Origin of the sequence: Gordonia bronchialis DSM 43247 (assembly GCF_000024785.1) — a bacterium.
Lineage (GTDB): Bacteria > Actinomycetota > Actinomycetes > Mycobacteriales > Mycobacteriaceae > Gordonia > Gordonia bronchialis.
Genome location: NC_013441.1, coordinates 3,696,568 through 3,718,237, shown reverse-complemented (window position 1 = coordinate 3,718,237; position 21,670 = coordinate 3,696,568). Strand labels below are relative to the sequence as shown.

General features: G+C 66.9%; 18 protein-coding genes and 1 tRNA gene. 13 read left to right on the top strand and 6 right to left on the bottom strand.

Translation table 11 applies throughout. From position 1 onward, the window contains the following. Positions 1 to 10 precede the first annotated feature (10 nt). The 7 genes from GBRO_RS17415 to GBRO_RS17385 all read left to right on the top strand — a co-directional run bounded on the left by GBRO_RS17415 (position 11) and on the right by GBRO_RS17385 (position 7,709). Positions 11 to 1,081 carry a potassium channel family protein gene (locus GBRO_RS17415; protein ID WP_012835206.1) on the top strand — a complete coding sequence of 357 codons (1,071 nt, stop codon included), beginning with the start codon at positions 11 to 13 and terminating at the stop codon, positions 1,079 to 1,081. Beyond that, complete coding sequence (gene nudC / locus GBRO_RS17410; RefSeq protein WP_012835205.1) at positions 1,078 to 2,010, top strand: NAD(+) diphosphatase; 933 nt, start codon at positions 1,078 to 1,080, stop codon at positions 2,008 to 2,010. Before GBRO_RS17415 ends, nudC begins: the two co-directional genes overlap by 4 nt. Positions 2,011 to 2,076: 66 nt before the next feature. Then, positions 2,077 to 2,361, top strand: coding sequence for a mycoredoxin (locus GBRO_RS17405; protein WP_012835204.1), 285 nt, complete (start codon positions 2,077 to 2,079; stop codon positions 2,359 to 2,361). Between the two features lie 88 nt (positions 2,362 to 2,449). Continuing rightward, positions 2,450 to 4,579, top strand: a complete 2,130-nt coding sequence (locus GBRO_RS17400) for an ATP-dependent DNA helicase UvrD2 (RefSeq protein ID WP_370452914.1) — start codon at positions 2,450 to 2,452, stop codon at positions 4,577 to 4,579. Between the two features lie 112 nt (positions 4,580 to 4,691). Then, positions 4,692 to 6,878: an RNA polymerase recycling motor ATPase HelR gene (gene helR, locus GBRO_RS17395; RefSeq protein ID WP_012835202.1), complete on the top strand. Its 2,187-nt coding sequence runs from the start codon at positions 4,692 to 4,694 to the stop codon at positions 6,876 to 6,878. A gap of 117 nt (positions 6,879 to 6,995) precedes the next feature. Beyond that, positions 6,996 to 7,250, top strand: coding sequence for a hypothetical protein (locus GBRO_RS17390; protein ID WP_012835201.1), 255 nt, complete (start codon positions 6,996 to 6,998; stop codon positions 7,248 to 7,250). A gap of 168 nt (positions 7,251 to 7,418) precedes the next feature. Next, entirely contained in the window at positions 7,419 to 7,709 is a 291-nt protein-coding gene (locus tag GBRO_RS17385; protein WP_041920645.1) for a WhiB family transcriptional regulator, read from the top strand. A gap of 70 nt (positions 7,710 to 7,779) precedes the next feature. Here GBRO_RS17385 and GBRO_RS17380 read toward each other — a convergent pair whose 3' ends face one another. The 3 genes from GBRO_RS17380 to GBRO_RS17370 all read right to left on the bottom strand — a co-directional run bounded on the left by GBRO_RS17380 (position 7,780) and on the right by GBRO_RS17370 (position 11,602). Then, positions 7,780 to 9,096: an ABC1 kinase family protein gene (locus GBRO_RS17380; RefSeq protein WP_012835199.1), complete on the bottom strand. Its 1,317-nt coding sequence runs from the start codon at positions 9,094 to 9,096 to the stop codon at positions 7,780 to 7,782. Continuing rightward, positions 9,093 to 10,013, bottom strand: a complete 921-nt coding sequence (locus GBRO_RS17375) for a TOMM precursor leader peptide-binding protein (protein WP_012835198.1) — start codon at positions 10,011 to 10,013, stop codon at positions 9,093 to 9,095. The genes GBRO_RS17380 and GBRO_RS17375 overlap by 4 nt, the downstream gene beginning before the upstream one ends. A 68-nt stretch (positions 10,014 to 10,081) precedes the next feature. Continuing rightward, complete coding sequence (locus GBRO_RS17370; RefSeq protein WP_012835197.1) at positions 10,082 to 11,602, bottom strand: zinc-dependent metalloprotease; 1,521 nt, start codon at positions 11,600 to 11,602, stop codon at positions 10,082 to 10,084. A 136-nt stretch (positions 11,603 to 11,738) separates the two neighbouring features. On the opposite strand from GBRO_RS17370, the gene GBRO_RS17365 reads away from it, so the two are divergent. Further along, a complete protein-coding gene (locus tag GBRO_RS17365; protein WP_012835196.1) occupies positions 11,739 to 12,806 on the top strand; it encodes a YlbL family protein in 1,068 nt (355 codons plus the stop codon). A 3-nt stretch (positions 12,807 to 12,809) separates the two neighbouring features. Here GBRO_RS17365 and GBRO_RS17360 read toward each other — a convergent pair whose 3' ends face one another. Further along, entirely contained in the window at positions 12,810 to 13,316 is a 507-nt protein-coding gene (locus tag GBRO_RS17360) for a PPA1309 family protein (RefSeq protein ID WP_041919961.1), read from the bottom strand. A gap of 199 nt (positions 13,317 to 13,515) precedes the next feature. Between GBRO_RS17360 and GBRO_RS17355 the strand changes: the two genes are divergently transcribed. Next, positions 13,516 to 16,500, top strand: a complete 2,985-nt coding sequence (locus GBRO_RS17355) for a UPF0182 family protein (protein WP_012835194.1) — start codon at positions 13,516 to 13,518, stop codon at positions 16,498 to 16,500. Between the two features lie 177 nt (positions 16,501 to 16,677). Here the strand turns inward: GBRO_RS17355 and GBRO_RS17350 are convergent, their stop codons facing one another. Then, positions 16,678 to 16,968, bottom strand: a complete 291-nt coding sequence (locus GBRO_RS17350; protein WP_012835193.1) for a hypothetical protein — start codon at positions 16,966 to 16,968, stop codon at positions 16,678 to 16,680. 227 nt (positions 16,969 to 17,195) lie between these two features. On the opposite strand from GBRO_RS17350, the gene GBRO_RS17345 reads away from it, so the two are divergent. The 4 genes from GBRO_RS17345 to GBRO_RS17330 all read left to right on the top strand — a co-directional run bounded on the left by GBRO_RS17345 (position 17,196) and on the right by GBRO_RS17330 (position 20,524). Continuing rightward, positions 17,196 to 18,443, top strand: a complete 1,248-nt coding sequence (locus tag GBRO_RS17345) for an MCE family protein (protein ID WP_012835192.1) — start codon at positions 17,196 to 17,198, stop codon at positions 18,441 to 18,443. Positions 18,444 to 18,542: 99 nt separating this feature from the next. Continuing rightward, positions 18,543 to 18,619, top strand: a tRNA-Met gene (locus tag GBRO_RS17340). A 208-nt stretch (positions 18,620 to 18,827) separates the two neighbouring features. Continuing rightward, positions 18,828 to 20,099, top strand: coding sequence for an MFS transporter (locus GBRO_RS17335; protein ID WP_052298429.1), 1,272 nt, complete (start codon positions 18,828 to 18,830; stop codon positions 20,097 to 20,099). Continuing rightward, entirely contained in the window at positions 20,096 to 20,524 is a 429-nt protein-coding gene (locus GBRO_RS17330; RefSeq protein WP_012835190.1) for an NUDIX hydrolase, read from the top strand. The genes GBRO_RS17335 and GBRO_RS17330 overlap by 4 nt, the downstream gene beginning before the upstream one ends. A 93-nt stretch (positions 20,525 to 20,617) precedes the next feature. On the opposite strand, the gene GBRO_RS17325 is transcribed toward GBRO_RS17330, so the two are convergent. Then, positions 20,618 to 21,640: an ABC transporter substrate-binding protein gene (locus GBRO_RS17325; RefSeq protein WP_012835189.1), complete on the bottom strand. Its 1,023-nt coding sequence runs from the start codon at positions 21,638 to 21,640 to the stop codon at positions 20,618 to 20,620. Between the last annotated feature and the right edge of the window lie 30 nt (positions 21,641 to 21,670).

Here is a 21,670-nt window from a genome sequence, read left to right as displayed (position 1 = left end):
GGGCGGGTCGATGCGTAATCGCCTGCGCCAGCGCTTCCGCGGCGGCGAGCAACTCTCCGACCGGCCCGACTACGACCTCGTCGGTGTCATCCGCATCCCCGAGTTGCAGCAGAGCCCCGGCCGGGCCATCGGCAAACGGGTGATCTTCGCGACCGTCGCACTTTTTCTCACCTCGGTCATCGTCTATCTCGACCGCGACGGGTATCGCGACGTCCAGGAGAATCCGCTCTCGTTCCTCGACGCCATGTACTACTCCGCGGTCACCCTCTCGACGACCGGCTACGGCGACATCACGCCGCTGACACCTAGCGCCCGGCTGATCAACCTGCTGATCATCACCCCGCTGCGCGTGCTGTTCCTGATCGTGTTGATCGGCACGACCCTGGAAGTGCTCACCGAGCGATCGCGGCAAGCCCTCAAGATCCAGCGTTGGAGGAACAGCGTGCGCAATCACACCGTTGTCATCGGCTACGGCACCAAGGGCCGGACCGCCGTCGACGCGATGGTCGGTGACGGGATCAAGCCGGCCGAGATCGTCGTCGTCGACGCCGACCAGACCGTGCTGGAAGCCGCTGCGGCCGACGGTCTGGTCACGGTGCGCGGCGACGCCACCAAATCCGACGTGCTGCGGCTGGCCGGCGTCGCGCACGCCTCGAGCATCGTGGTGGCCACCAACCGTGACGACACCGCGGTGCTCGCGACCCTCACCGCCCGCGAGATCAATCCGCGCGCGAAGATCGTGGCCTCCATCCGCGAGTCGGAGAACACCCATCTGATGCGGCAATCGGGCGCCAACTCGGTGGTGGTGTCGTCGGAGACGGCGGGCCGGCTGCTGGGCATCGCAACGATGACGCCGTCGGTGGTGGAGGTCATCGAGGATCTGCTGACCCCGGACGCCGGGTACGCGATCGCCGAACGCGAGGTCGATCCCACCGAGACCGGCGGATCACCCGCGCACACCCGTGACATCGTGCTCGGCGTGGTCCGCAACGGCACACTGCACCGCGTCGACGACGCCGAGGTCGAACAGATCGAGGTGGGCGATCGGCTTCTCTACGTACGCAAGGGGCCTCCCGAGTGACCGATTTCTCCCTCGACCTGCCACCCCTGCTCGCCCGCGCCGTCTTCGACCGCGCCGACGAGGTGCGCGACGATCCCGCCCGGATGGCTGCCGGGTGGGCCGGCGCCGGTGTGCTGCTCATCGACGCCGACGGCCGCTACCCAGTGACCGAGGCGGGCGGCCTGCACTGGCTGCCTGCGGCGCGCCTGGCCGACTCCCCGCCGGGCGATGCGGTGTTCCTCGGGCGGGACGGCAGCCGGGATCTGTGGACGCGGCGCGTCGACCACATCGACGGACCCACCGACGATGCGCGCCGCGGTGCGGTGCGGCTCTCGGCCGACGAGGCGGGCATGCTCGCGACCGCCCTCGGAATCCTCAATTGGCATCAGACCGCGCGTTATTCGCCGGTCGACGGTTCGGCAACGGTACCCGCCCGAGGTGGTTGGGTGCGTCGCGGCGTGGACTCCGGACGCGACGAGTTCCCGCGGACCGATCCGGCCATCATCACTGTCGTGCACGATGGTGCCGACCAGATCCTGCTCGGCCGCCAATCGGTGTGGCCGGACGGCTGGTACTCCACCCTCGCCGGCTTCGTCGAGCCGGGAGAGTCGTTGGAGCAGTGCGTGATCCGTGAGGTCCACGAGGAGGTCGGGATCACCGTCACCGCACCGCGCTACCTGGGTAGTCAGCCGTGGCCCTTCCCGCGGTCTCTGATGCTCGGGTTCGCCGCCATCGGCGATCCACGCGAACCGCTCAACTACCTCGACGGTGAGATCGGCGACGCGCAGTGGTTTCACCGCGACGAGGTGCGCGAGGCCATCGCCCGCGGAGACGACTGGGTGCGGCCCGACGCGGGTACCGAACCCTCGACCGAACCACGGCCCCGGCTGCGACTGCCCGGTTCCATCTCCATCGCCCGAGCCATGATCGAGGCCTGGGTCGCCACCTGAGCATTGCCGGCGCTCACGCGCCGGTTCGCCGGGAACAGGCGCCCCGGCCGTGGTGTTATTGACGTCATGAGCAATGTGATCGACGACGAGGCCGGCGCCCGCACCTCCGACACCGGCGAACTGACCATGTACACCACCTCGTGGTGCGGATTCTGTGCACGACTCAAGACCGGACTGAAGCAGAACGGCATCTCCTGGCAGGAGATCGACATCGAGCTCAATCCCGACGCGGCGGAGTTCGTGGGGAGCGTCAACGGCGGTAACCACGTGGTCCCGACCGTCCTCTACGCCGACGGCACCACCGCGACAAATCCCTCCATCGCCGACGTCAAGGCCAAGCTCGGCGTCTGACGTTCGCTCACCTGCGTCCGGCGCCGATACTCGGCGCCTGTGAACCGCCGGACAATCGTCGTCGGTGGCAGATGACATAGTGGATCGCGTGTCCGATCCGTTCCCCGAACCCGATGCCGCAGACCCGATCATCGCCGATCCGATCATCGGGGGTCTCGACCCCGAACAGCGTGCGGCGGTCCTCGCTCCGCGGGGGCCGGTGTGTGTGCTGGCCGGGGCCGGAACCGGCAAGACGCGCACCATCACACGCCGGATCGCGCACCTCATCGACACCGGACAGGTGAACCCGGGGCAGGTGCTCGCGGTGACGTTCACCGCCCGCGCCGCCGGCGAGATGCGCGGCCGGCTGCGATCGCTCGGCATCGGCGGGACACGGGGCACCGAGAGTGTTGCCGCGGCAACCTTCCACGCCGCGGCGATGCGGCAGCTGCGCTATTTCTGGCCGCGCGCCTTCGGCAACGCCCGCTGGGAACTGCTGGACAACAAGTTCCCGGTCATCTCCCGCTCGGCCCGACGCGCCGGTCTGGACACCGCGACCGACACCATTCGCGACCTGGCGTCGGAGATCGAGTGGGCCAAGGCCTCGCTGATCGACCCGGAACACTATGTGGAGGCGGTGACCCGCGCCGATCGGGACACTCCCGCGCCGGCCGCCAAGGTGGCTGCCGTCTACTCCCACTACGAGGACGCCAAGGTCTCCGCCGACGGGGACCGGATGCTCGACTTCGACGATCTGCTCATCTACATGACGCAGATACTCGTCGCGGATCCCGGTGTGGCAGAAGAGTTCCGCGCGCGTTACCGATGCTTCGTCGTCGACGAGTACCAGGACGTCACACCCGTACAGCAGGGATTGCTCAACGCGTGGCTCGGCGATCGCGATGACCTGACCGTCGTCGGGGACGCCAACCAGACCATCTACACGTTCACCGGTGCCACGCCGACCTACCTGCTGGACTTCGGGCGGCGGTTCCCGGAGGCGACGGTGGTGCGGCTCATCCGCGACTACCGGTCCACCCCGCAGGTCGTCGACCTCGCCAACCGGGTGATCGGCGCGGCCCGCGGGCGGATCGCCGGGACCCGGCTGCGACTCGTCGGGCAACGCGACCCCGGACCGGAACCGCAGTTCGCCGAATACGACGACGAGCCGAAGGCCGCGACCGAGGTGACCGCGGAGATCAGCAAACTCATCGACGCCGGGGTGTTGCCGGCCGAGATCGCGATCCTCTACCGGGTCAACGCGCAGTCGGAGACCTACGAGCAGGCCCTCACCGAGGCGGGCATCCCGTATCAGGTGCGCGGCGGTGAGGCGTTCTTCACCCGGACCGAGATCCGGCAGGCGATGCGTCAGCTCACCGTGGTGGCCGGGCGCGAGCTACCCGACGGTGCCGACGTCGCCGCCGTGGTGCGCGCAGTCCTCGGTGAGCTGGGGCTCTCCCAAGAGGAACCGTCCGGTGCCCAGGCGCGCAGCCGATGGCAGTCGCTCAACGCGCTGGCCACGCTCACCGACGACCTGGTGGCCGAGAACGCCGCACTCACCCTCCCCGAGCTGACCGCCGAGTTGTCTGCCCGCGCGGCGGCTCGTCATCCTCCGACGGTGCAGGGCGTCACGCTGTCGTCGTTGCACGCCGCGAAGGGCCTGGAGTGGGATGCCGTATTCCTCGTCGGTCTCATCGACGGATCCCTCCCGATCAACCAGGCGATCAAGGCGTCCTGGGAGGAGGTCGAAGAGGAGCGCCGGCTGTTCTATGTGGGTGTGACGCGGGCGCGGGAGCACCTGCACATCTCCTGGCCGTTGGCACGCAACGAGGGCGGCCGTGCTCGACGTCGCTCCCGCTTCCTCACCGACCTGGTTCCCGACGATTCGCCTGCGTCACGGGTGGCGCCCGAACGCAAACCCCGCCGCGGACCGGTGTGCCGGGTGTGTGGGTCGCGGCTGATGGATTCCACCGCCACCCTGCTCGGCCGGTGTGCCGACTGCCCGTCGGATCTCGACGAGGAACTGCTGATCGCGCTCAAGGACTGGCGGCGTGAGCGCGCCCAGGCCAAGCAAGTACCCGCCTTCGTGGTGTTCTCCGACAAGACGCTGACCGCGATCGCCGAGCAGCGGCCCACCGATAATGCTGCGCTGGTGTCGATTTCTGGGATCGGAGCGTCCAAGCTCGTGGAGTACGGCGACGACATCATCGGCCTCATCAAGAACCGGCGCGACGGATAGCGAAAGATCTCCCCGCCACTTTCACCATAACGCGGGTGGGGGGCCTTGCGGCAAGACCCCCATCGTCCCGCACAATCGTGGCCTCGATCCCACCGACCCGTCGGAGCCGCCCGTGCCTGCCGTCCCCACCACCGTGTTCGACCTCGCCGCACATCCAGCCAAGGCCGCCCCCGAACTCATCGCCGACGACGAACGCCACTTCGCGGCGATGACAGCGGCTCTCGTGCGCTCGCAGGAACTGCTGAGCGGTCGCCTCGCACAACTGCGGTCCGCGCCCGCGCGGATGGGCCGGCAGGCGGTGGATCGCGATCTCGAGATCCACGAGACCACACAGCGATTGGCCATGGTGCGCAGGCACAGCCTCGATCTGTGCCTCGGACGGATCGTCGATCAGGCCGGACAGCCACACTACATCGGCCGGATCGGACTCACCGACCCGGACGGGGAACAACTGCTCATCGACTGGCGTGCCCCGGCCGCCGAACCATTCTTCGCCGCCACCCGCGCACGTCCGCTGGGCGTGCGAAACCGGCGCCGATACCGTTGGGGGCGTGGCCACATCGTCGACTACTGGGATGAGGCCTTCGATTCCGCCGCCGACGACACACTCTTCCTCGACGACGACTCGGCCTTCATCGCGAGTCTGGCCGCCAGTCGCTCACCCCGGATGCGAGATGTGCTGGGCACCATCGCGGCCGATCAGGATGCCATCATCCGTGCGGACTCGGCCGGCGCGCTCGTCGTCGACGGTGGTCCCGGGACCGGGAAAACCGTTGTGGCACTCCACCGTGCGGCCTACCTGCTGTACTCCGACCCGCGGCTGGCCGGGAACCGCGGCGGCGTGCTGGTGATCGGTCCGCACGAGTCGTATCTCGCCTACATCGCCGATGTGCTGCCCGGCCTCGGTGAACTCAGCGTCGCCACAACCACGCTGCGCTCACTGGTCCCGGAAGGGGAAAAGGCTGCAGTCGAGCCGGATTCGGCAGTGGCAGAACACAAATCGTCGATCAAGATGATCGATGTGGTCCAGGCCGCGGTGGCCTGGTACGAAGAACCGCCCCGCGAGAGCTTCGTCGTCGAGACGGAATGGGGCGATGTCGCACTGACGCAATCGGATTGGGCCGAGGTCTGCCGTGCCCCCGATCCGGGGACGGCGCACAACGAGGCGCGGGACGAGATCTGGGATGCGTTGGCCGACATCGTCCATCGCCGAGTCACCGGTGGTGGGGGTGAGGACGAGGTGTCCGTTCGGACGGTTCGCTCGTCGCTGATGAACGACGACGAGCTGGTGTCGGTGGTCCACCGGCACTGGCCGATGCTGGAGGCGACCGACATCGTCGGGGATCTGTGGACGGTTCCGGCGTTCCTCCGGATGTGTGCGCCGTGGCTATCCGCGGAAGCGGTGGCCGGCCTGCAGCGAAGCGACGCCCACGCCTGGACCGTGGCGGACCTCCCGTTGCTCGACGCCGCGCGGCGGCGTCTGGGTGATCGTCGTGCCGACGCCCGCCGACGACGCGCCGCGGCGGCACGAATCGCGCAGCGAGCGCAGATGGATCTCGTCATCGGCGACCTCCTCGAATCCCGGGTGCACGACGACGGTGAGGGCTTGATGTCGATGCTGCGCCAGCAGGATCTGCGTGAGGTTCTGGCCGACGATGCGATGGGAGGTGGTGAGCGGACTTCGACCGACGGCCCGTTCGCGCACATCGTGGTCGACGAGGCGCAGGAACTGACCGACGCGCGGTGGGCGATGATCCTGAGCCGCTGCCCGTCGCGAAGTCTGACCGTGGTCGGCGACCGTGCGCAGGCGCGCCGCGTGTTCGGTGAAACCTGGGCGCAGCGCCTGTTGCGGGTGGGCGTCGACGACGTGCGGGTCGCCGAACTGACGGTCAACTACCGCACGCCGGAAGAGATCATGGCGCAGGCGCAGACGGTGATTCGTGCGGCGATCCCCGACGCCAATGTGCCGGTGTCCATCCGCCGCGGTGGACTACCCGTCACCTACGGTGACCGGGCCGATCTCACTGCGATGATCGGTCGGTGGCAGGAGGCGAACCCGGACGGCATCGCGTGCGTGATCGGCGATCCGCGAATCCCGGACACGCCACGGGTGCGTTCGATGTCGCCGGCGACCACCAAGGGGCTCGAATTCGATCTGGTGGTGCTGGTGAATCCGGACGACTTCGGTGACGGTGTCACCGGGGCCGTCGACCGCTACGTCGCGATGACCCGCGCCACCCGGCAGTTGACGATTCTGTCCGGGTGCGAAGACGGGGAAGAAACCGCAGGTCAAAAATAGGTTGTGCGATTTGTGGGGCAGCGCCTAGTCTGGTCAGGTCAGCACGGGGTGGCAGATGCGCGTCCGTCGTATCGCCCCTCATATGTGGGAGTCATCGGAGAGGAAAGGAGCGGAAAAGTGAACGGAATCAATCTGATCAACAGCGGCGTACGCCTCGCTGTGGTCAAGCCGTGCGCGGCACCCGTCGGTGTCGCAGCCATCGCCATGCAGATTCCTCGCGACCGCTCCTGGGCGGTCGTCGCACCGCGTCCGATGGCAGAGCATCCGGTAGCAGCATTTGGCGAGGCCGCCGCTGCGCTTGCCGGTGCAGGCACCGTCGCAGCGCGAGCGTCGCAGCGGTTCCCCGTGCTACATCGAACCCCACCGGAGTAGTCACTCCGAAGGTTTCGGGCCACGGGCGAATCGCAGAGGCGAACCCGTGGCCCTTTTTGTGAAGTCCCGCAATGGTTCTCATCGCCACAGATGAGAGGCATTCCGGCCTCTCACATCGAGGACTCGGGTTGGAACACCAACAACAACGAGCAGATGTGGAGCAGCAGAATGACTGTCGAATGCGTTCTCGAATCCTGTATCTCGGCGGACCGCGCGTCGGCCGCTCGGTTGGACCTGCCCTGCCAGGCCGCCGACGCAGATCTGTGGTTCGCCGAAGACCCCCGTGATCTCGAGCGCGCCAAGGAGTTGTGCGCGCAGTGCCCGCTGCGGGCGCAGTGCCTGCAGGCAGCCCTCGACCGCGCCGAACCATGGGGGGTCTGGGGTGGCGAGATCTTCGAGCGCGGCACCGTCATCGCGCGCAAGCGGCCGCGTGGCCGCCCGCGTAAGACGGCGGCGTGACGCCGATGTGCGCTCGACGAGTCGGGCTGCCACGAGAGTTGTCCTCGCGGCAGCCCGTTCGTCGTGTCGGTCAGTCGGCCAGACCCGGAACCCACTTCTCCATGATGGCCCGGTAGGGCGCGTTGGCCTCGAGCTGTGCGGCGATCCCGACACAGCCGCCGAGGACCCGGAACACCATCACGAAACGCTTGGGCACGTTCAGGTTTCGTGACGTCTTGTACACGTCACCGCGCACATCGGTCGCCTTGCCCGCGGCCCGCTGCATCCACTTGCGGGTGAAGTGGAAGGACTCGGAGTAGAGCGGGTCGACATAGGGCTTGAGGTATGCCTCGATGTCGGCGGCCTCCACCTTGTGCGCGTGGGAGGCGCGGATGAACTCGGTTTCCACCATGAGCTCTTTGAGCTCGGCGTACTTCTTGTCCCGCGCGAGTCGCAGGATCGGTCCGGTCTCCGGCGGCAGACCGTCCGGATAGTGGCCCACCGCGCCGAAGTCGAGTACGCCGAAGCGTCCGTCATCCGCGATGAAGAAGTTGCCGGGGTGCGGATCGCCGTGGAGCAGTCCGACGCGGAACGGCGAACTGACCTCGAACTCAGCCATTTTCGCGGCGGCGTCGTCACGGGTGGCTTGATCGCCGGTGGTGATGATCTTCGACAGCGGGATCCCGTCGACCCATTCGGAGACGACGACCTTGGGAGCGCTTGCCACCACCTTGGGGATCTGGAAGGACGGGTCGCCGTCGAAGCCCTTGGCGAAGGTCCGCTGATTCTCGGCCTCGCCGAGATAGTCGAGCTCGGCCTCGGTCCGGTCGATCAGCTCGTCCATCATCGACTTGACATCGGTTCCGGGAGAGAGCTTCTGCAGCAGACCCGACATCCGCGACAGCGTCTTGAGATCGGCCTTGAGTGCGTGATCGGCACCCGGGTACTGCACCTTCACCGCAACCGAGCGCCCGTCGGACCACACGCCCTTGTGCACTTGCCCGATACTCGCGGATGCCGCCGGGACGTCGGAGAACTCCTGGAAGCGTTCTCGCCAGCGGGTGCCGAGTTGTTGATCGAGCACCTTGTGGACCTTGTCGGCGCCCATCGGCGGTGCCTCGGCCTGCAGCTTGGTGAGCGCCTCGCGGAACGGTTCCCCGAACTCGTCGGGGATGGCGGCCTCCATGATGGACATCGCCTGGCCGACCTTCATGGCCCCGCCCTTGAGTTCACCGAGAACCGAGAACAACTGCTCGGCCGACTTCTCCAGCAACTCCTGATTGACTTGGTCTTTGTCCTTGCCGACCATGCGCTTGCCGAAGCCTGCGGCAGCGCGGCCGGCCATTCCTATGGGGAGAGACGCCAGCTTCGCGTTGCGCCGACCCTGCCCCCGGGTGATGTCGGTCATAGCATCCTTTCCGCGTCAACAATATATGACGGATCCTCACGTTCAGTGGTCGGGCGACATTCACACAGTGGATGCGGCGGCCAGTACGTGGTCTCCAGTCTGCCGGTACCCGGACGGAATTCCAGGACGTGGTCGAGCAGCCGGGGCCGCGGGTGGCTGGATGATTCGTGGCCGGCGGCCAGCAGCGCCGACGCGAGCTGCTCGATCTGCGCGTGGGCGAGTGCGGCGGTCGCCCGGATCGTGGCCGAGCTGCCGTAGCCGGGCCGGCGGACGAGCTGCGCGGCCAGCAGCGGCCAATCCGGGTCCATGGTGGTGCGGTGATGATCGGCGCACCGGAGGCAGCTCGACATACCCGGCAGGACCAGCGGGCCGACGATGCCGATGCCATCACGGACCCGGACCTGCAGATGGGGCAGTCGCAGGCGGTTGAGAGTGCTGACCACACTCGGGTCGTGCACCAGGAAGTCGGTCAGGACAACGAGATTCGCGTCCCAGGATTCGATGGCCCCGGTCGCGGGACGGCGCGTGGTGTGGCGGGTGGCGATCCCGGTGTCAGACAGCAGGGCGCCGATCAGGTCGGCCAGCGGCCCCTGGCCGTGGATGCGTACCCGCAGCGGGGAGGCGCTGCGCGGCTCGGTGGTCACCGCTTTGCCGGCGTCGATGAGCTCGTGCAGGATCGCGTCGAGGTCGGCGGTGCTGAGTCCGGCGGCGCGGGCCCGCAACACGAGGTCCTCCGGCCGGCACGGTTGCTGCATCGACCGCAGGAGGTCGGCGACGCCGGACGCCGATACCGGATCGTCGACGTCGATGATCAGACTGCACGCCGGGTCGGTCCCCACATGCACCCGATTACTGGGCCGCACCAGGATCGGTGTGCCGGGCTGGATCATCGGATACGGGGGACGGCGCGTCACCATGAGCAGACTCTGCCAGGGTTGCGCGGCACACACCGGCCCGCGGGCCGGGTTATCCACAGGCGGACCGGTCAGGGTCGTGTCGGTGGATCGTCCGGGTTGTCGGAATCGGTGGTGTCGGTGGTGTCGCCCGCCTCGTCGGCCAGGGATTTCTCGAGTTCGGCGATCGCGTCGGCGAGGGATTCGTCGCCACCGCCGATCACGCGGTCGATGAAACCTGCCGGGTTGTCGAGGTCGTCGGCGTCGGGCATCAGGTCCGGATGTGCCCACACCCCGTCACGCACGGTGATGCCTGATGTGCCGGACTTCTCGGCGGCCTCGAAGAGTTTGCGCCACAGATCCGACGCCTCGCGTACCTTGCGGGGCCGCAGTTCCAGCCCGACCAGGGTGGCGAAGGTCTGCTCGGCCGGGCCGCCGGACGCACGCCGGCGGCGCATCGTCTCGGTGAGTGCGCCGGTGCTGGGGATACGGTCACCGAGGGCCTGTCCGACGACCTGCTCAACCCACCCCTCGATCAGCGCGAGCAACGTTTCTAGCCGGTTGAGTGCCGCCTTCTGCTCGGGTGTGGTCGTCGGCTCGAAGGAGGCCGACGAGCTGATCAGTTCCTCGAGCTTGGCCGGATTGGAGAACAGTTCGGTGGGATCGATGTTGGCGGTGGCGTCGGTGATCCCGCTGAAGTCGACGCTGATACCGCGGGCGTACTCCTCCACCGTCGACAGCAGGCGCTGCCGCAGCCAGCCGACGTGGGTGAACAACCGGACGTGTGCGGCCTCGCGGGCGGCGAGGAACACGATGATCTCCTGGGCGGGCTGTTCGAGCCCTTCGGCGAACTTCGCGATGGCCTCGGGCAGCAGCACGGCCACGCCCTCGGGGGCCAGCGGCAGACCGATGTCGGTGGAGGTGAGCACCTCCTTGGCGAGCTGGCCGAGACCCTGACCCAGCTGGGTGCCGAAGGCCATCCCGCTCATCTGGGTCAGCATGCCCATCATCGGCCCGGCGAACTGGGCGGCCTCGGCGGGCAGATTGTCCTGCCAGGTCCGCGCGAGTTGTTCGGCGACTGGATTGCACAGCCCCTTCCAGGTCGGCAGGGTCTCCTCGAGCCATTGCACCGGAGTCCACGCGACCGACCGGCCGACCCCGCTGGGCAGGGTCGTCGAATCGTCGAGCCACACCTCGGCGAGTCGCACCGCGTCGGCGACGGCGTTGGTCTCCTTGGCGAGAACCGGTGTGAACGAACCGATCTGCTGGCGTGCCAGATTGGTGGCCACCTGAAAGTTGACCGGGCCCTGACCCGCTCCGCCGGTGACGCCGGTGCCCATTCCGCTCAGCATGCTGCCGAGTTGGGAGAACATCTGGCCGAGTGCGGCCGGGTCCATGGCAGAAGGATCGAACGCGGACGGATCAAAGGAGGAGGGGTCGAACCCGCCGGAACCTGCTTGGCCGAACGGGAATCCGAACGGATTGTCGCCGGTACCGGGCTTCTGTTCGCCACCACCCTTGCCCCCGCCCTCGCCGCCGCCCTTGCCGTCGGGGTCTTTACGACGATCGTCGTCGTCACCGGACGCGGAGAAGCCGAAGGGCAGGTCAGTCATGGGTTCCACGTTACCGTTCAAAACGGCTTCCAAGACCCCGCTGATGTTCGCGTTGAGCGTAGTGCGCTCAATACGCACCGCGTTCTCGCCAACGCCGCACGACGGCACGTCGATCCGGGCGATTAAGGTGTGCGGAATGATGCTGCAGGCACGGTATCGCCGGATCGCCACGGTCGCCGTCACCGCGGTGGTTCTCGTGGTGCTTCTGCTCCTCGGGACCCGGGTCCCGGTGCCCTATGTCGCCCTCGGGCCGGGGCCGACCCTCAACACGCTGGGAACCGCCAAGGTGCGCGAACCCGACGGCAAGGTCGAGGAACGTCCGATCGTCTCCATCCAGGGTGTGCCGACCGACAAGACCTCCGGGAACCTGAACCTGACCACCGTGTCGGTGACCGACAACCTCAGCCTCTTCGAGGCGATGGGGATGTGGGTGTCCGGTGAGTACCAGCTGCAGCCGCGCGACCGCGTCTACGACCCGGACAAGAGCACCGAGGAGGTGCAGCAGGAGAACGTCGCGCAGATGACCGGGTCGGAGGACGATGCGACGGCGGCGGCTCTGCGCTTCCTGAACCGGCCGACGAAACTGGTGATCGGCTCGCTGACCGGTGGCGGTCCGTCGTCGGACGTTCTGAAACTCGGTGATCAGGTGATCCGCGTGGCCGGCACCCCGGTGTCGACGAGCGAGGAGTTCGCGACCGCGGTGAGCAAGGCCAAGCCGGGGCAACCGCTGACCCTCGACATCGTGCGCGGCACCACGCCGATGACGGTGACGGTGACCCCGCGTCGCGACGCCGACGACCAGAATGCCGGCGACATCGGTGCGCAGGGCAGCGTGGTCAATGCCGATCCGGCCCTGAAGATCACCTACTACGTCGGCAACATCGGCGGGCCGTCGGCGGGAATGATGTTGTCGCTGGCCGTGATCGACCTGCTGAGCCCCGGTGAACTGACCCATGGCAAGTTCATCGCCGGTACCGGTACCATCTCCGACACCGGTGAGGTGGGCGTCATCGGCGGGATCACGCACAAGACGCGCGCGGCTCGTGATGCCGGGGCCACCGTTTTCCTCGTTCCCGACGGCAACTGTACCGAGGCCGCCTCGGACCGGCCGGACGGGCTCGAGCTCGTGAAGGTCGACACGTTGCAGTCGGCCGTCGACTCGCTCAACGCGCTCGGGCAGGGTCGCCCGGTCGCGCAGTGCTGACCGCTAAGCGTCGTCGGGCTCGAAGGTAGCCGCGAGTGCCTCGACGAGATCGGCGGCCAGATCGGGGTGAGTGAGCAGGTCTTGCTCCTCGGAGCCGAGCATCTGCAGCAGGGCCAACCGTGCGCCGTCACGGAGCACTCCGACGGCCAGGCGCCCGTCCTTGGCATCGGGGTGTGATGCCACGTCGTCGACGCCGCGCCGCGCGACAGGTGGCTCGCCCTCTGCGGGTGGTACGACGGTGATCACGGTGGTCACCACGACACCGACGACGGCGTCGGGCCAGGTGGCACTCGCCAGGAACTCGTCGAGGTCGGCGACTTCCTGCTGGACCGGACTGAGTTCCGACGCGTCGTCGGCGTCGACGAGATCCGGCTGGAGTTGAGCCAGCACCGCGGTGGGAACCAGGCCGAACACGGCCGGTCGGCGTCCCCAGCCCTGGTCGTCGGCGTGACCGATCACGTCGCGCATCGCGCGTCCGAGGGCGTCGGGGGAGTGCAGCGGAGAACTCACCCCGCCATCTTGCCTCGCGGGTGACGGGACGCGGGGAACCCGGCCGGCGGTCACGTCGTTGGCAGGACGGCAGGATGGGGTCGGCGGGGCCGGTTCGAACGGCCAGTACAGTGGGCACGACACAGGCTCGGCAGCAGTCGGCCGGAGGAATCCTGACACGACGCGATGTCCGGATTGAGAACTTTGGAGAGTGGATCAGGTGAGCGTTCGCGGGCCGGCCGGTATGCCGACACTGTCACGCAAGAGCAAGATCGCCATCGGGGTCGGCGTCGGCATCCTGGTGCTGTTGCTGGTCGGGCCGCGGCTGGTGTCGATCATCACCGACTGGCTCTGGTATCGCGACATCGGGTTCACGCAGGTGTTCTCCACCATCGCCTGGACGCGGATCATCTTGTTCCTGGTCACCACGATCTTCGTCGGCGGCCTCGTCTTCGGCGCCATCGCGATCGCGTACCGGTCACGGCCGGTGTTCGTGCCGACCGCCGGCCCCAACGATCCGCTCGCGCGCTACCGCACCGCGATCATGGGGCGGTTGCGTTGGTTCGGGATCGTGCCCGCGGTGATCATCGGCGCGCTCGCCGGTCTCGTCGCCCAGGGGTCGTGGGCCACGGTCCAGATGTTCCTGCACGGTACCGACTACGGGACCCAGGATCCGCAGTTCGGTCTGGACATGGGGTTCTACGCCTTCGATCTCCCGTTCTATCGCTTCATCCTGAACCTGCTCTTCGTGGTGGTCGTCATCGCGTTCATCGCGAACCTGGTGACCCACTATCTGTTCGGGGGTTTGCGGCTCGGTGGCGGCGGTGGATCGCTGACCACCGCGGCACGGGTCCAGCTGGCCGTCTTGGCCGGAACGTTCCTGCTGCTCAAGGCGATTGCGTACTGGTTCGACCGATACACGCTGCTCACCAGCGACCGTAAGGCGGATATTTTCCCGGGTGCCGGCTACACCGACATCAACGCGGTCCTGCCGTCGAAGCTGATCTTGATGTCCATCGCGATCATCTGTGCGGTGGCGTTCTTCGCCGGCGTGGTCCTGCGCGACCTGCGTATCCCGGCCCTGGCCACGGTGCTGATGTTGTTCTCGGCGTTGCTGATCGGTGTTGGCTGGCCGCTGGCGATGGAGCAATTCTCGGTCAAACCGAATGCGGCGCAGAAGGAATCGGAATACATCGAGCGGGCGCTCGACTCCACGCGGCAAGCCTACGGACTCGGGTCGGATCACGTCTCCTATGAGCGGGACTGGACTGCCCAGCCGGCGAATGCCGCGACCGTCAACGCGGACACCAACACGCTGTCCAACATTCGCATCCTCGACCCGAATGTGGTGTCGCCGACCTTCCGTCAGCAGCAGCAGCGTCGCAACTTCTACGGCTTCCCGACCCAGCTGGCCGTCGACCGCTATCGGGTGGACGGGCAGTTGCGCGACTACGTCGTCTCGGTGCGCGAACTCGACCCGAGCCAGTACCAGGGCAACCAGCAGAACTGGCTCAACAAGCATCTGGTGTTCACCCACGGCGACGGGTTCGTCGCGGCGCCGGCCAACCGTGTGCGGGAAGCCGCCGACGACAACGACATCGACAGCGGTGGCGATCCGCTCTACACCGTCACCGACACCACCAACGTCAACGACGAGAACCATCAGCGCGAGGCCCCGATCAAGGTCAAGCAGCCGCGCATCTACTTCGGCGAGCTCATCGCAAAGGTCGACCCCGACTACGCGATCGTCGGCTCCGACAACGGTCAGCCGCGTGAGTTCGACGGCGGTAACGATGACGGAGCCCGCTACACCTACACCGGTGATGCCGGTGTGGGCCTGGGCAATTGGTTCACCCGTGCCCTGTACGCGGTGAAGTTCACCGAGCGCAACTTCATCCTGTCCAGTGAGATCACCAACGCCTCGCGTATCCTCTACAACCGCGACCCGCGGGACCGGGTGAAGAAGGCGGCACCGTGGCTGACCGTCGACTCCAAGACATACCCCGCGGTGATGGCCGACGGTTCGATCAAGTGGATCGTGGACGGCTACACCACTCTTGACAGCTACCCGTACTCGCAGCCGACGTCGTTGCAGAGTGCGACGGCCGACGCTCAGGACCTCAACCCGGGACAGACCGGGCGCAGCCAGGTGAACAAGACCGTCGGTTACGTCCGCAACTCGGTGAAGGCCACCGTGGACGCCTACACCGGCGATGTGGAGCTCTACCAGTTCGACACGCAGGACCCGGTTCTCAAGACCTGGATGAAGGTGTTCCCGGGAACGGTCAAGAGCCGCGCCGACTTCGACAAGAACACCTCGCTGCGCGAGCACGTGCGCTATCCGGAGGATCTGTTCAAGATCCAGCGCTACCTGCTGACCCAGTACCACGTCGATTCGCCGCAGACGTTCTTCCAGGGCAACGATCGTTGGTCGGTCCCGCCGGACCCCACCAATTCCGATGCGGCACAGCGCGGTCTGGATCAGCCGCCGTACTACTTCGTGGCGGCCAGCCCGGAGAACGGACAGTCGTCGTTCCAGTTGACGTCGGTGCTCAACCGTCTCGACCGACCGATCCTCGGTGCCTATGTGACGGTGTCCTCGGACCCGGACAACTACGGTCAGATCACCGTGAAGGAGTTGCCGGGCAACAATCAGCGCTCGGGTCCGGTGCAGGCGTTCAACCCGATGAAGACCGATCCGCGGGTGGCCCAGTCACAGCGTGATCTGCAGGCCACCGCGACGGTGACCTTCGGCAACCTGCTGACCTTGCCGGTGGGTGACAACGGGATCCTGTATGTGGTGCCGATGTACGCACAGGCCCAGGCGGCCGAGGCGTTCCCGCGCTTGTTCCGGGTGATCACCCGCTACGAGCCGGCCGGCGGGCAGGCGAGTATCGGCTACGCCAACACGACGGCCGAGGCGCTGCGGCAGGTCGGGATCAATCCCGGCGCGCTCGGCGTACCGAGCGGTCCGACCGACACCGATACCGACAACGGCCAGCCCCAGCCGACACCGCAACCGCAGACCCCGCAGGGCCAGCAGCCCAACTCGGCTGCCCGCGACTCCGCGGTGCGGGCGCTCGACCAGGCGTTGCAGAAGCTGCAGCAGGCGCAGACCAGCGGCGACTTCCAGGCCTACGGTGCCGCGCTCGAGGAGCTGAAACGTGCTGTGGCGCAGTACGAGGCGACCGGGCAGGGCGGCTGACACGCCCCCTAAGGTGCGCGAGACGCCAGCCGAGCGCCACGAAGGGCTCAGCGACACAACCACTTTCGCCGAACACGCACCCAGTTCAGTCCTGTATGACGTTTGGCCCGGATTCCGGGCCAAACGTCATACGGAACTCATGGCCGGACGCCCCAGTTGGCGGTGGGGAGTAGCGGCTCAGCCGCGGTACTTGCGCATGTAGCGCTCGGCTTCGTCGGGGGTGTTGTCCGGCACCACCGGGCTGTGGTGATTGCGGTGGATCAGCGAGGTGAAAATGGTGACCGCGCCGGTGAACGCCGCGACCATGAGCAGGCCGCAGAGGATTGCCGTTCCGGTGTGCGCCGAGGCCATGGAGATCAACCACAGCGCGGCGAGGACGAAACCGCCGAGGACGAGCATGAAACCCACAATGCTCATCGGGTGGTTGCCGTGACTCTCATGATGGTGGTGCATGTGGTGGGCGGTCATGATGCCTCCTCATCATCGGGGTAGCGCTGAGTCTACTCGCATTGTGATGGAAATCACTCTCGATCGCTGTCATTGTGGCTCCCACTCTGTTATCGGACTGTGCTCGATGGCGGTGGTTGCGCCTGCTGCTCGGTTGGACACGAACCCCTGTCCCTATACCTGACTGCCGAGTAACTTTCCGCGCGTACCGGTGTCCGGTGTGGGAGGGAGAAGAGGTCGGGGTCCTTATGCCACCACTGAGTCGGCTCGCACGATGGCAGATCGCGGTCGTCATCGTCGTCGGATTGCTGGCCGTCGTCTATGCGGGGATTCGGTACGTCCGTCTCGATGAGATGGTCGGCGTCGGGGCGTACTCGGTCACCGTCGCAATGGCCGACTCAGGTGGCATCTTCACCAATGCCGAGGTCACCTACCTCGGCGTCCCGGCGGGCCGGGTCGGCGCCCTGCGGCTCACGAAGTCGGGGGTGAGCGTGGAACTGGTGCTGGACTCGGTTGGACCACAGATCCCCGATTCCGCGACGGCGGTGGTGGCCAACCGATCCGCGATCGGTGAACAGTTCGTCGACCTGCAGCCGAGCACCACGTCGGGTCCCTACCTGCACGACGGGTCGGTCATCGAGAGGTTCGAACTCCCACGGCCTCTCGAAGACGTGGTGTCCTCGGCCCTGGACTTCGCCGACTCGATCCCGGTCGAGGATCTCCGCACCGTCGTCACCGAACTGGGCAACGCGTTCAGCGGGCAGGGGGAGAACCTGACGCGGCTGGTGACGTCACTGAGCAACCTGTCGCGGGCCGGCGTCGACAACATCTCGGAGACCGTCGCACTGCTCTCGAATGCCGAGTCCGTGCTGGCTACCCAGGCCGATCAGTCCGACGCGATCCTGTCCTGGTCGCGCAAGCTCGATCTCATCACCGCGCAACTCGCGTCGTCGGATCCCGATGTGCGCAGACTGCTCTCGACCGGGACGGCCTCGGCGTCGCAGCTGTCCGCGCTCATCGACCGTCACGGCGGCGACATGACCGCGGTGGTGCACGATCTCGGCGAGACACTTCGCACGATCGCGCCGACCTCGTATGCCGTCGCGCCGACCTTCGCCATGCTCAGCCAGTTGTCGGCGAGTAGTCATGCCACTGCGCCGGGAGACGGACAGATCCATTTCGGTGTGGTGCTCGAGACCAACAATCCGCCCGCGTGCACCCGAGGGTACGAGAGCACGCAGCGCATGATCGACGAGATGCGCCGCCGCAATCCGTCCTTCGATCTTCGATATGACGACTTCCCGTTCAACACCGCGGCCGCGTGCACGGTGCCGCAGGGAAACCCCACAAGTGTGCGCGGCGCGGCTCGCGCGCCCTACGCGAATCCGCGGATCGCACAGCCCTGGGACACCACGCCGAAGAGGGACCCGGACCGACTCGACTTGAACCCGCTGGCACGGCAGCTCGCCGCGCTGATGGGCGTACACGCGCGATAGCCAACGTGTTCGTGGTCACACGTGTTTTCGCAGGTCAGGTGCGATTGCGGAACCGATTTGCACCGCGGCCGAACGTGTGTGTAACGTTGTGTTCACCAACGCGGGGTGGAGCAGCTCGGTAGCTCGCTGGGCTCATAACCCAGAGGTCGCAGGTTCAAATCCTGTCCCCGCTACCAACACGAAACCCCCGTCCGGGATATCCCGGACGGGGGTTTCGCTGTGTGCACCGACGGTGTCGTGTTTCGATTTCGAGGGCACATGAATCCAGGCGTACGGTATCCATCGGCGAGGGGCCGCTTGCGGTCGCAATTCGGGGGCGACGAGAAGGAGGTCGGTCCGGTGACCGCGCAGTCTGGGGTCGCACGATCGCTGACGGCACGGCCGATGGTGATCTGGATCGTCGCCGTGACGGTCTACTTCCTGGCGGTGCTGCACCGTTCCTCGATGGCCGTCGCCGGTCTACTCGCGGCCGAACGATTCCACATCAGCGCGTCGGCTCTGTCCACGTTCGTCGTGCTACAGCTGCTGGTCTACGCGGCGATGCAGGTGCCCGTCGGGCTCCTCGTGGACCGTTTCGGGCCGCGTCGGGTGTTGCTCACCGGCACCCTTATCCTCACCCTCGCGCAGCTCAGCTTCGCCTTCGCCGACAACTACATGTGGGCGCTCGGCTCTCGGTTCTTCGTCGGCGTCGGCGACGCCATGACCTTTGTTTGCGTCCTGCGACTGGTGACCTCCTGGTTCCCCGTCCGGCGCATCCCGCTGATGACCCAGCTGACCGGTGTCCTGGGCCAGTTGGGTGCGGTGGCCGCTGCGACGCCGATGACGTGGGCGCTGTCGGCATGGGGCTGGACGCGCTCCTACATCGCCACCGCCGTCCTCGGTGCGGCATTGCTGGTGGTGAGTCTCGTCGTCATCCGGGACACCCCGCACAAGCGCACCACGTCGGGCCCGTTGTTGGGGCTGGCCGGCATCAAGGCGTCGCTGTCGGCGTCGTGGGGGCATCCGGGCACGAGACTCGGCTTTTGGACCCACTTTTCGACCCAGTTCAGTGCGACGGTGCTCGGATTGCTCTGGGGTTTCCCGTTCTTCGTGCAGGGCGCCGGGCAGAGCGACGCGGCCGCCGGCGTGTTGCTGTCGTTGATGGTGTTCTCCATCATCGCGTTCGGTCCGGTGTTCGCGGGCCTCATCACACGGTGGCCGTGGCATCGTTCGACTCTGGTGCTCGGCGTTGTCGGCTTGATCGCCGGAATGTGGACGCTGGTTCTTGCCTGGCCGGGCAACCCGCCCTTCGGGGTGCTCGTGGTCCTCGTAATGGTCTGCGGCATGGGTGGTCCGGCGTCGATGATCGGCTTCGACTACGGCCGCACGTCGAATCCGGTGGACCGGGTCAGCAGCGCCACCGGCATCATCAACCAGGGCGGCTTCTTCGCCAGCCTGTCGCTGGTCGCGATGATCGGGGTGATCCTCGACTGGCGTACGCCCGACGGCGTGGCCGGATACACGGCCGACGCGTTCACGTGGGCGATGTCGGCGCAGTATCTGCTGTGGGGGATCGGTGCCATCCAGATCTTCCGCTACCGGCGGAAGGGGCGTGCCAAGCTGTTGCGCGACGATCCGGTGCTGTGGTCACAGCAGTCCGGCCGCCCCGTCCCATGACGCCGGCCCTGCCGCAGCACTACGTCAGCGTCGCCGGCGTGGTGCTCGACGCCGCCGGACGGATACTGCTGATCCGACGGCGAGACAACGGCGAGTGGCAGATCCCCGGTGGGGTGCTCGAACCGGCCGAGTCGATCCCCGCCGGAGTGCTACGCGAGATCGAGGAGGAGACCGGAGTCCTTGTGCGCGTGGGAGATCTGACCGGCGTGTACAAGAACGTCGCTCGCGGGGTGGTCTCGCTGGTCTATCGGTGTGAACCGGTCGGTGGTGCTACTCGTGTTTCCGACGAGTCGAGTGCGGTCGAGTGGATGGGCGTCGACGAGGCTCGCGCGCGCATCACGGAGGTGTTCCGGGTGCGGGTCGACGACGCGTTGTCGGGTGGTGTGGCGACCCGATTACATGACGGGGTGCGGATGCTCGACTGACGGGGTGGGGTGTGTGGTGGTTGCGAATACGGTTGGGTTGCTGGTGGTTTCGACGCGCTGCGGCCACGGCTCAACCAGCGGGTGGAATGGGCATCAGGCGTTGGACGTCCGGTACTCCCAGTCGCCCAGTGAGAAGTCCTGCTTGATGCTTCCGCTGGAGACCAGGAACTTCTTGGTTCCCTCCAGGAGTCGGACGCCGGCGGCCGGGAAGGGTTCGGCGGCATAGCCGTCGGGGTTGGCGGCCGCGCGGATGTCGTCGGGGTTGGCCTTGGAGTTCTTGATCTCGAAGGCCAGGTACTCGTCCCAATGCGCCTTGGCATAGGTGACCGAGTCGGCGAGGAGCTTTTGCCAGGCGGCGCCGAAGTCCTTCTGCTTGTCCAGGAACGCTGCCGCCGATGCCACCGCGCTGGTGCCGGCGAGGTCGGGGTGATTGCGGTACACCGAGTCGATGAGGCGGTATCCCTTGCGCTGGAACGTCTGCAGCGCGACGGACGGGATCACACCGGGCAGCGCGGCGGCGTCGATCTCACCGCTGCTCAGCGGCGCCTCCTGATCGGCGGGATACAGGTGGATCAGCTGGGCGGTGATCCCGGCCTGCTGCAGCGCACCCTGCAGGTAGCGGTCGATGTAGGAGCCCTTGGGGACCCCGATCTTCTTGCCCGCCAGGTCCTTCAGCGTCCGGATCGACGGATTCTTGACGACCACACCGGCGTCGTTGTTGAACTGCGAGATGGCCAGCAACCGGGTCTGCAGTCCACTGCCGCGGGCGACGAGTGCCGGGGTGTCGCCGTACAACCCGACGTCGAGACGTCCGCCGAGCAGAGCCTGATTCAGGTCCGGCCCGTTGGGGAAGTTGTACACATCGATCTTGTCGACGCCGAGCGGCTTCAGGGCTCGCAGCACCTCACCTCGGCTGTGCGCGAGGCCCAGCGGGCCGCTGATGACATTGACCGACCCGATCACACCCACCCGCAGGGTGCCGATGACGTCGCGGTCGGCGCTGTCGGATTGTCCTGCACTGCACGCGGTCACCGATATGCCCATCAGGGCGGCCAACGTGACGATGAGCATGGAGAAGCGGAGTGCGGACAGCACAAGGCGGGAAAAGCGTTTCATGGGTGGTGGTCCTGGTTCTACGATCACGTG

Bases quoted from the DNA above. Each gene is read 5' to 3' on its own strand.
- GBRO_RS17415 (WP_012835206.1), top strand. From the start codon at position 11: ATGCGTAATCGCCTGCGCCAGCGCTTCCGCGGCGGCGAGCAACTCTCC.
- GBRO_RS17405 (WP_012835204.1), top strand. From the start codon at position 2,077: ATGAGCAATGTGATCGACGACGAGGCCGGCGCCCGCACCTCCGACACC.
- GBRO_RS17385 (WP_041920645.1), top strand. From the start codon at position 7,419: ATGACTGTCGAATGCGTTCTCGAATCCTGTATCTCGGCGGACCGCGCG.
- GBRO_RS17380 (WP_012835199.1), bottom strand. From the start codon at position 9,096: ATGACCGACATCACCCGGGGGCAGGGTCGGCGCAACGCGAAGCTGGCG.
- GBRO_RS17375 (WP_012835198.1), bottom strand. From the start codon at position 10,013: ATGGTGACGCGCCGTCCCCCGTATCCGATGATCCAGCCCGGCACACCG.
- GBRO_RS17370 (WP_012835197.1), bottom strand. From the start codon at position 11,602: ATGACTGACCTGCCCTTCGGCTTCTCCGCGTCCGGTGACGACGACGAT.
- GBRO_RS17365 (WP_012835196.1), top strand. From the start codon at position 11,739: ATGATGCTGCAGGCACGGTATCGCCGGATCGCCACGGTCGCCGTCACC.
- GBRO_RS17350 (WP_012835193.1), bottom strand. From the start codon at position 16,968: ATGACCGCCCACCACATGCACCACCATCATGAGAGTCACGGCAACCAC.
- GBRO_RS17345 (WP_012835192.1), top strand. From the start codon at position 17,196: ATGCCACCACTGAGTCGGCTCGCACGATGGCAGATCGCGGTCGTCATC.
- GBRO_RS17335 (WP_052298429.1), top strand. From the start codon at position 18,828: ATGGTGATCTGGATCGTCGCCGTGACGGTCTACTTCCTGGCGGTGCTG.
- GBRO_RS17330 (WP_012835190.1), top strand. From the start codon at position 20,096: ATGACGCCGGCCCTGCCGCAGCACTACGTCAGCGTCGCCGGCGTGGTG.
- GBRO_RS17325 (WP_012835189.1), bottom strand. From the start codon at position 21,640: ATGAAACGCTTTTCCCGCCTTGTGCTGTCCGCACTCCGCTTCTCCATG.